Source organism: Polyangium sorediatum, assembly GCF_029946465.1.
Classification (GTDB): Bacteria; Myxococcota_A; Polyangia; order Polyangiales; family Polyangiaceae; genus Polyangium; species Polyangium fumosum.
Genome location: NZ_JARZHI010000047.1, coordinates 73,574 through 80,698 on the forward strand (window position 1 = coordinate 73,574; position 7,125 = coordinate 80,698).

The window sequence follows — 7,125 nt, forward strand, 5'->3', positions numbered from 1 at the left end:
GACTTCGATGACAGAAAAGGTGCGGGAGATCCCGCCACGCGAACGCGCGGGCGTGCCCCCGACGCTCGACGTTTCCCCCCTGGAACGATACAAGGATCCCGTGAAGCCCATCGCGCCGCTCCGTGGAACCGTGCAGCTCGCCCTCGCGCTCGGGGGCCTCGCGGCAGCGTGCGGCGGGGGGACGCCGCCTCCCGTCACGAAAGCAACCGCCGCCGAGAAGAGCATTCCCTTTCGCCCGCGGCCCGGCGTCGAGGTCGTGGAGTGCCCGCTCAAGAGCGACGATTGTGCGAGCACGGGCCCCGAGGCGTGCGAGGCGGCCTGCGGCGATGGAGACATGGCGGCCTGCGTGGCGCTCGCGGAGTGGCACAAGAAGCACCCGAACGAGGGGGGCAAGCCGGAGCGGGGCATGGAGCTCCTGCGCATGACGTGTGAAAAGGGGTTCGCCTGGGGTTGCCTCACGCTCGCCCAGCAAAAGGAGGCGACCACCGACGATCGCGCGCGGATCGAGGCCAGGCTCGCGGAAGCCTGCGGGCGAGACCCGAGGTGCGGGTGCTGGATGTATGGATCGGGGCTCTCGTTCGATCCGCGCACGGAGGTGCGGGGCGTCGAGACGCTCGGCGAGGCGTGCGCGCGGGGAGCGCAGACCGCGTGCGACGAGCTCGAGATCCTCGTGGAGATTTGCGAGCGAGATCAGACGCGCGGGGGGTTCTGCGGGCGACTGCGGGAAGCCCAGCGCCTCCGGCCGCCCGCTCCGTCGCCTCCGCAATGGTCCCAGGCGCCGCTTCCGGCCGCGCTCGCGGGCTGCTTCCGGGTGAGGGCGCCGGGAGGGCCACGCGAGCCGGAGGGATTTGGGGTGGGCACGCTGTATTGCTTCACCGAGGGCCAAGCTTTCATGAAGCCGGTCGGCGAACCCTGGGACGCATGGCCGGCGCGGTGGTCGTCGACGTCCGAGAAGATCGTCTTCAGGAACGAGGCCGTGCGCGAGCTGATGGAGCTCCGCCAAGAGAAGCCCGAGATCATTCTCCAACGCGGAGGGTTCTCGGCGTGGCTCGAGCGGCTCGCGGGGCCGGAGGCGGAGGCGGCGCTCGCAGAGACGGCCGCATTGCCAGCGCTGGAGGAGGCGTGCGCGCGGGCAAGCCGGTGCGTGAGCGCATTGCCGTACGGCTACGACGGGCTGATGCCCGAGACCCTGCGCGAGTGCCTGTCGATGGAAAAAGGGGCGCGCGAGATGATCGAGGGAGAGCGCGGGAAAGAGGCGGCGGAGAAGGCTTGTCGGTGAGGATGCGAGCGGACGGGCGTGGCGGGGCCTATTGCGCGATGAAGATCTGCGGCGTGTCCGTGAGCGAGAGCGAAAGGCTCCCCCCCTCCGGCGCGAGATCCGTGGCCGCGCCGGTCTTGCCGTGGTCCCACGCATACGCCTTGACCGGCCCGGAGGCGGCGAGCGAATACGTCGCGCTCGCCTCCTCGTTGGTGCCGCTCGTCTTCGCCCACAGGACGAAGGCCGCTTTCCCATTCGCGAGCTTGAACGCCGCGCCGCCGACCGCCTCCGGCAGCGCGAGCGCCTCCGTCGCGCCGGCGTCGAACGCGGCGCCCGCGAGGAGCTGCCCGTGCGTTCGATACGCGATGCCCGTATCCGTGATCTTTGCCTCGGCCGGCGTGCCGAGCTTCAGGACATCGTAATAGAGGCCCATGTAGTCGAAGGAGCTCGTGCTCGCGCCGATCTCCGCGCTGTCGGTCAGGAGATACCAATCGATGCCGCCGATCCCCTCGGCCTGCGCGGTGGTCATCACCTTGAGGATGTAGTTTTTCGCGTAGTCCACCCCGCCCGGGCCTGCGCCGATGAGCTCGTGCGGCGCCCCGCTCTCCGTCACCACCCACGACTTGCCGCCGACCCCCGCGGCGTCGAGGACCTTCGCCAGCGTGTTCCTGGAATCGACGAGGCCCTTCACGCCGACGTCCGAGCTGCCCGGGCTGAAGACCGGATAATAATGAAAGCTGAGGACGTCGAAGTACGTCGCGCCCTTCTCGGGGTACTCGGCGGAAACGGCGCCGCCCTCGGGGTTGTCGGTATACCGGAGCACGGCCGAGAGGAAATTCGGGTACCCGATCCCGCCGAGCGCGATCTTCGCGTCCGGATCGGCCTTGAGCGCTGCCTCGCGCGACACGCGCAGCATGCGAACGTAATCGAAGATCGAGCCATGAAAGCGCGGCAGCTCGTCCTTCGTGGGCGGGTTCTTGTCCCAGTCGACCGTCACCTGCCAGTCGGCGACCCAATCAGGCTCGTTCCACACCTCCCACACCTTCACCCAGTCCTTGTACGTGCTCACCGTCTTGTACACATACGCGCCCCAGTAGTTCTCGGGGTTGATCTCGCCGTTCGCGAGGAACACGGGTTGATACAGGTTTTTCGGGATGTATTCGGCAACCTGCCAGTTCGGCGTGCCCGCGGGCGCCGTCGAATGTTCGGCCGTGGGGGTCGTCAGGAAGGCGACGTGGTTCGACATGCCGAGCGCCGCGTATTGCTTGATGTCCTCGACCTCGATCTCGTACCCCCACGTCTCCAAATGCTGCTCGGGGAGCGAGATCCGCTGGCTGTCCGCGCCGGCCTCGCGCGCGAGCTTCGCGAGCTCCGGGTCGCTCCAGGTGGGGTGGCGGTGGCCGGCATTGATCCCATGCCGGAAGGATCCGCCGAGCGCGCCGCCGCCGCCGGCGCCGGAGCCGCCGCTCCCCGGGCCGCCGCCGCCGTTCCCTGCACTTCCGCCTCCGCCGCCGGCCTCCCCCGCCGCAGAGCCGCTGTCGCCGCCGCCCCCCGAGCACGCAGCGGCGAGAACGAGAAGCGACGCCAAGATAAAATGGCTCATCGAACGCATGACACAGCCTCCGTCGTAAAAAGCTGCGCCACTCTATCATCCGCCGATAAACGTCAGGGGGACTTTTCGCCGTTCCACCCCCGCATCGCGAAGCGCATCGAGACGTGGCGTCGACGCGGGCGCGGTTCAGGATCCGGTGAAACTTTCCAATACGCCGATGCTGCGAAACTCCGCTCGGCCTGGCGCGTGAACGAGCTTCAAGCGAAGGCCTTGTCATCAAGGATGGCTCGTGCTTCTCCTCGTCGGGGCCTGGGAGGAAAGAGGACCATCATGACGACGACAGACACGACGGCCGCGGGCGCTGAACCAGGGCTGCGACGGATCGAGCCGGTCATGAGCCAGATCAAGACGATCGTGATGCTCATGCTCGAGAACCGCTCGCTCGATACCATGCTCGGCTGGCTTTACCACAACGGCGCGCCGGCCGTCGTGTATCCCCCGGGCTCTTCGCCGCGCTTCGATGGCATCCCGAGCGACGCGGTGAATCGCTACAAAGGGGGGACGTTCATGCCCGCAGAGGGCACGGAAGGGTTCCGCGAGCCCTGCCGCGTGCCCTCGTTTGATCCCAACGAGCCCATGGAGGACGTGAAGTACCAGCTCTACGCCGACGAGGACGGGCGGTTGCCCGAGAGCGGCTTCGCTCGATTGCCGGACGTCGCCCTCTGGGAACGAACACCGACCATGTCGGGGTTCGTCGGCAATTGCCCGAGTGAGTTCGCCGACCTGCGCGGGCAGCTCCTGGGCGCCTACGCGGCCCGCGAGCTGCCCGTGATGTACGGGCTCGCCGAGAGCTTCGCGGTCTCCGATCGCTGGTTCAGCTCGGCGCCGACGCAGACCTTCCCGAACCGCGCCTTCTCGATCTGCGGCACCTCCCGGGGTGCCGAATACAACAAGGAAATCACGGTCGAGACCTTCGCCACGACCGACACCGTGTTCAACCTGCTCGCGGCGGCGGGCAAGACCTGGGGGTTTTACTGGCAAATGGCGAATCCCCTCTCGACGCTGGAGCCCGTCTACCAGTGGGAGCCGCTCACGAGTCATTGGTTCCCGCGGATGAAGGAGGCGCCGAACGGCCGCATCGAGAAATGGCAGGCGTTCCTCGACGCGGCGAAGGCGGGCGAGCTGCCCGACTTCTGCTTCCTCGAACCGTACTGGGGCGGCGGAAAGGCCCTGAACGACCGGGATTGGATCGGCTATCAGGGCAACGATTACCACCCGCCCGCGTGGGTGGGGCCCGCCGAGGCGGCCCTCGACGCGCTCTACAACGCCCTCGTGGACAGCCCCCAGTGGAGCAACATGCTCCTGATCATCACCTTCGACGAGCACGGCGGGTCGTGGGATCACGTCCCGCCGCCCAAGACCGTGTCCCCCGACGAGATCGTCGGCAAGAGCAGCTTCCAATTCGACCGCCTGGGCGTGCGCGTACCGACGATCCTCGTCTCGCCGTTCATCCAGAAGGGCACGGTCTTCCGCGCGCCGGAGGGCTCCCCGCACGATTTCGATCACACCGCGTTCATCGCCACGCTGCTGAAGTGGGCCGGCGTCGATCCCAGCTCGGCAGGAATGGGCCATCGCGTCGCCGTGGCGCCGACATTCGAAGGCGTGCTCTCGAGCGTCGCGAGGACCGACAAGCCGCGCTTCGAGGTCCCCGAAGGATACGCCAAGCAGGGAGGAGGCGTCGGCGCCGTCACGTTCGACAACCTCGGCGTCCGCCCGATGAACGTGCACGCATTTCGCGCGGCGGTAGACGACGCCGAGGCGGCCGCCGAGCTCCACGCGCGCCTCCAGGCGTTGACCCACGAATCGCGCTGAGCGCGGCCCCCCGGAGAGGGGTCCCTCCGTACGAGGGGATCGACCCCGTCTCGCAATTTCGAGAATCCCGTTGGCGAACCGGCGATCCCCGCGCCGGTCGGGCTCTGATAGACCGAGCCGGGCAGACGGAGCGAGAGCTCTCGCATTTCCTTGAACAGCCCCAGACGGGGATGAAGGTGCACCCATGAAACGACTGATCGCGATCGCCGCGCTGGCCCTTGCTGCTTGTTATGCCGAGGAAGACGTGGACCTCGACGTCGAGGACCCCACCCTCACGGAGCAGGCCGAGACGCTGCCGCCCTGCACCGCGGCCAACGAGGGCGCCACGCACATCATCACCACGAAGCCCGGCAGCACGACGGTCACCAGCACCTACGAGTGCCAGTCCGGCGCCTGGCAATTGATCCGGCGCTGCACCGGCGGCACCTGCATCGACTTCTGAGCCGCGCGCGGCTCTGCGCCGGGCGCGCCGCCAGGGCGCGGGCGCGGCAAACGAGCTGCCCCGGGGTGTACCGCTTTCCAAGGAGGGAGGAGAGGTGCTAAGCCGGGGCCATGAAAGCCTGCCTCATCTACAACGCCGCCGCCGGCAGCGCCGCCGATGACGTCTTCGACCGCGTGCACGCGATCCTCGCGCCTCGCTTCGAACTAAACGTCCTGCGGACGAGCCCCGACCGCGACCCGTCTGCGTGCGCGCGGGAAGCGCTCGACGCAGGCGCGGAGTTGCTGATCGCGGCAGGGGGCGACGGGACGGTCTCGTCCGTGGCGGGGGTGCTCGCAGGCAGCAAGGTGCCGCTCGGGATCCTGCCCTGTGGCACGTCAAATTCGCTGGCCGCGGCCCTCGGCATTCCGGGCGACCCGATCGCCGCGTGCGACACGCTGCTCGCAGACCACCGCCGGGTCATCGATACGGCCCTCGTCGACCATCGCTGCATGGTGCTCCACGCCTCAGTCGGCCTCCACGCCGACACGGTGGCCGACACGTCGACGGAGGACAAACACCGCTGGGGCGTGCTCGCCTATGTCGCGACCGCGGTGCGCAAGCTCAGCACGCTCGCGCCGTTCGAGGTCGAGCTGGAGACCGACGAGCAAATCGTCCGGTGCCGCGCCGTGGCCGTCACCGTGGCGAACATGGCGCCGCTCCGCACGGTGCTCGCCCAGGGCCCCTCCGCGCTCGTCGGCGACGACGGCATGCTCGACGTGACGGTCGTCGCAGCCACCACGCTCAACGCAGCCGTGGCCACAGGCATCCACCTCTTTCTCACGGCCGCGCGCGGCGAGCCCGCGACACGCGACGAGGTCGGGTATTTCCCGTGCCGCCGTCTGCGCATCCTCGCCGACCCCGCGCAACACTTGCTCATCGACGGCGAGGCAGCAGGCACGACCCCCGTCGCCATCGAATGCAGGCCGGCAAGCCTCGTGGTCCTCGCGCCGCCTTCCGCCGAGCCCGCGAAGGTCGGCCCCGAGATCAAACTCCCGACGAGCCCAGAGGCGAAGGTCGAAATCGAAGCGTCAGAGGCGTGATCGCCTCGGGGGGAGGCGGCTCGCTGGGGCGTTGCCCCAGGCCCCAGGAGGGGGCTGTCCGCCCCCTCCACCCCGGACCAGCCAGGGGCTGGACCCAAGCTCGATGAACTGCGCGATGCGCAGTTCATCGAACAGGCCCGGTCAAGACCGGCAGCGACGTTGCCAACCGAGACAGGCGCGCGGCCGTCCAGCGGGCCGGTGGCAAGACCATGAGGAGGTTCGCTGGCGTTGGTTCGATGAGCTGCGCGATGCGCAGTTCATCGATGAGGCCGTGTCTTCAAAGCTTGGGGGCCGAGCCAAAAGACGACGGGGACGTGTGTGCGAGGGATGGGGGCATGTGTCCGAAGAGACGACGTCGAGCCTCCGGAGGTACGAGGCCGTGCCTTGGAGGGACGGGGACGTGTCTCTGGGGCGTGCCGTCGAGTCTCCGGAGGTACGAGGCCGTGCCTTGGAGGGACGGGGACGAGTCTCTGGGGCGTGCCGTCGAGCCTCCGGAGGTACGAGGCCGTACCTTGGAGGAACGGGGGCGATGGAAGGAGCGGCGGGCTCGTGGCTTCGAGAGATGGCCGCGATGCAGGAGACCATGGGCTCATCGCCCGAAGACCTACGACCCCATCACGTGGAGGGACGGAGCCGTGCTGTTTGGAACGTGAGGCCATCGCGTCACGCCACGACGTCATGCGACGAGGCGTTGGCCGCCGACCTATCAGCGCTGCGGCCTTTGGTAGGCAAGATCATCCCTGGCCTTGACCGGCGGCGGCGTTCCCTCACCAAGACAGCCGCGCTGCGGCTTCTGCTGGCACCCCGGCTTCTTCGTCGGCCTGTTTGAAAAACTGCGCGGAGCGCAGTTTTTCAACCCTGGGTCCAGCGCCTCGCTGGTCCGGGGTCGAGGGGGCGGACAGCCCCCCGCGGGGTCCGGGGC

Annotated in this window: 5 protein-coding genes; 4 read left to right on the top strand and 1 reads right to left on the bottom strand. The window is 68.5% G+C overall.

Features of this window, described 5'->3' with window-relative positions; genetic code table 11:
* Positions 1-7: 7 nt before the first annotated feature.
* Positions 8-1,279 carry a hypothetical protein gene (locus tag QHF89_RS35285; protein WP_284721332.1) on the top strand — a complete coding sequence of 424 codons (1,272 nt, stop codon included), beginning with the start codon at positions 8-10 and terminating at the stop codon, positions 1,277-1,279.
* A 28-nt stretch (positions 1,280-1,307) separates the two neighbouring features.
* Here QHF89_RS35285 and QHF89_RS35290 read toward each other — a convergent pair whose 3' ends face one another.
* A complete protein-coding gene (locus QHF89_RS35290; protein ID WP_284721333.1) occupies positions 1,308-2,861 on the bottom strand; it encodes a glycoside hydrolase family 30 protein in 1,554 nt (517 codons plus the stop codon).
* A 279-nt stretch (positions 2,862-3,140) separates the two neighbouring features.
* On the opposite strand from QHF89_RS35290, the gene QHF89_RS35295 reads away from it, so the two are divergent.
* The 3 genes from QHF89_RS35295 to QHF89_RS35305 all read left to right on the top strand — a co-directional run bounded on the left by QHF89_RS35295 (position 3,141) and on the right by QHF89_RS35305 (position 6,203).
* Entirely contained in the window at positions 3,141-4,682 is a 1,542-nt protein-coding gene (locus QHF89_RS35295) for an alkaline phosphatase family protein (protein WP_284721334.1), read from the top strand.
* 184 nt (positions 4,683-4,866) lie between these two features.
* A complete protein-coding gene (locus QHF89_RS35300; RefSeq protein WP_136971712.1) occupies positions 4,867-5,124 on the top strand; it encodes a hypothetical protein in 258 nt (85 codons plus the stop codon).
* 110 nt (positions 5,125-5,234) lie between these two features.
* On the top strand, positions 5,235-6,203 hold the full coding sequence (locus QHF89_RS35305; RefSeq protein ID WP_136971713.1) for a YegS/Rv2252/BmrU family lipid kinase: 969 nt from the start codon (positions 5,235-5,237) through the stop codon (positions 6,201-6,203).
* Positions 6,204-7,125 lie beyond the last annotated feature (922 nt).

Bases quoted from the DNA above. Each gene is read 5' to 3' on its own strand.
- QHF89_RS35285 (WP_284721332.1), top strand. From the start codon at position 8: ATGACAGAAAAGGTGCGGGAGATCCCGCCACGCGAACGCGCGGGCGTG.
- QHF89_RS35305 (WP_136971713.1), top strand. From the start codon at position 5,235: ATGAAAGCCTGCCTCATCTACAACGCCGCCGCCGGCAGCGCCGCCGAT.
- QHF89_RS35290 (WP_284721333.1), bottom strand. From the start codon at position 2,861: ATGAGCCATTTTATCTTGGCGTCGCTTCTCGTTCTCGCCGCTGCGTGC.
- QHF89_RS35295 (WP_284721334.1), top strand. From the start codon at position 3,141: ATGACGACGACAGACACGACGGCCGCGGGCGCTGAACCAGGGCTGCGA.
- QHF89_RS35300 (WP_136971712.1), top strand. From the start codon at position 4,867: ATGAAACGACTGATCGCGATCGCCGCGCTGGCCCTTGCTGCTTGTTAT.